Raw genomic sequence first — 1824 nt, 5'->3', positions numbered from 1 at the left:
GAGCTCAACTCACCCATATCCGAACCGTATCACTTCAACATTTGGTTTAGGTGTAGACTACGCCTTGCCTTCTGCAAACTTAAACGTGGTTGATTCCGGCGTTTACTGGTCTGCATCTTATGAAGAAGGTCGTAAACTGTTTAACGATTCGCGCATCGGCAAATACGGTAATGGTAAAGATGTTTCATCTGACCACCGCATGATCTGGATTAAAGCGCAGTTCTAAGTAACTTCATAAACAACAAAGCCTCGGACATTTCCGAGGCTTTTTTCATTCGATTCAAATATCTAACTCATATCCTTACCAACGATAAGTGATAGAGATACCCGCATCCTCGCTGGTCACCCAAGGTACAAGCTGTACATTTTCGTCATACGCATCAGTAAAAATATAAGCACTCAACGTGCCTAAAGCCGCGCCTGCCAACACGTCTCGCCAGTAGTGTTTCTTGGCTTCAACACGGCCGACGCCCACTAACGCTGCCATGCTGTATGCAGGAAGTCCGGCTTCCCATCCATAACGCAAGTAAAGGTTGGTCGCAGAAGCAAATGCGTTTGCCGTGTGGTTGGATGGAAAGCTGTCGTTGTCACTTTTATCTGGGCGTTCTTCATCGATGGTGTTTTTACCAATCAAACCAACACCAGAAGCAGTGCCAATGCTCAATCCTGCTTGCCAGAACCCTTCCCAATCGCCTTTATAAGCTGGCACAGCTGCAGCGGTTGCCACTAAACCGTAAGTGCCAATATCCGTTAGAACGTCCCAGTCTTTTTCGCTCATCGCATTAACCGACTGACAGCACAGTAAAGATGCCACACCTACTACACGTATTGTTTTCTTCATTAATACAACCAATTACATTTAAACCGCGCGCAAGTTATCACACTTGTTGGTTTTATTCGATAAGGCAAACACCCTAATAGCGTGTAGAGATAGGAAACCTGAAGATAAAAAAAAAGCCAACCACAAGGTGTGTGATTGGCTGTATATACTTGTGAACAATTGGGTTCACTAACAACGTCAGTTGGCTAGGTGACCCTCGGCTTAGAAAGGGTCAATAGTACTAAAGCATGAGGCGTGCCAACTTTAAAGCGCATAGAAACAGGCTGATATTTAATCAATTTCATTAAAACTTCATCAATAGCGACTATTTGCTCACAGTTTTCATTGCAATTTGCAAACTCGATTTAGCAATTCGCAAACAGATTCGCACTGTAGGAACTTATTAGACTTACCACAATTTTCCGTAAGGGAAGTAAAACATATTCAAAACCACAAGAGACACAATCACGAGAAACGTCAGCTGCATGCCCTTCACTCTTCCTTTAAAACTCTCTTGTAGGATACCTCTGGCATGAATAATGCGGCCAATTACAAAGATAATACCGGTAAGATGAATCCAAATGGGTGCTGCGCCGTTAAACTCTAACAACGCCATAAGAATTAGCGTAATGGGTATGTATTCGCTTGCGTTACTTTGTGCGCTGCGGGCAATTTGCAGTGCTTCTACGCCGCCATCTGCGTACGCAACCTTGTTAAGGCGCCTTTGTTTGATGACTTGAAACGCTAACCAAACTAAAAGTAGAGCCAGAATACTGGCATAAAGTGCAGTGATCATGTTGAGTCCTTTCTATTCAGATACCTATTCACTATACCTAAGTAACTTCAAGATGCCGAATAATGAAAAACATCGCTATTCATAACTTGAATTTCAGTGATAAAAAAGCGCTCGACTGAGCGCTTTTATGTTTGGTTTTACTTGGATGCACGATGAACTAAAACGAGCGTGGTTGGCCCAAACTTGGTTTAAACCGGATTCAACCTAA

General features: G+C 43.1%; 2 protein-coding genes and 1 pseudogene. 1 reads left to right on the top strand and 2 read right to left on the bottom strand.

Features of this window, described 5'->3' with window-relative positions; translation table 11 throughout:
- A pseudogene (locus R7E42_RS23805) lies at positions 1–226 on the top strand (endonuclease/exonuclease/phosphatase family protein); the annotation flags it as partial.
- 75 nt (positions 227–301) lie between these two features.
- Here R7E42_RS23805 and R7E42_RS23800 read toward each other — a convergent pair.
- Both R7E42_RS23800 and R7E42_RS23795 read right to left on the bottom strand, forming a co-directional pair.
- Positions 302–841 carry a phosphatase PAP2 family protein gene (locus R7E42_RS23800; protein WP_024702901.1) on the bottom strand — a complete coding sequence of 180 codons (540 nt, stop codon included), beginning with the start codon at positions 839–841 and terminating at the stop codon, positions 302–304.
- A gap of 388 nt (positions 842–1229) precedes the next feature.
- A complete protein-coding gene (locus tag R7E42_RS23795; protein WP_005454090.1) occupies positions 1230–1616 on the bottom strand; it encodes an MAPEG family protein in 387 nt (128 codons plus the stop codon).
- Positions 1617–1824 lie beyond the last annotated feature (208 nt).

Source organism: Vibrio sp. Vb1337 (genome assembly GCF_033338715.1).
Lineage (GTDB): Bacteria > Pseudomonadota > Gammaproteobacteria > Enterobacterales > Vibrionaceae > Vibrio > Vibrio alginolyticus.
This window is presented reverse-complemented; position numbering and strand designations above follow the sequence as displayed.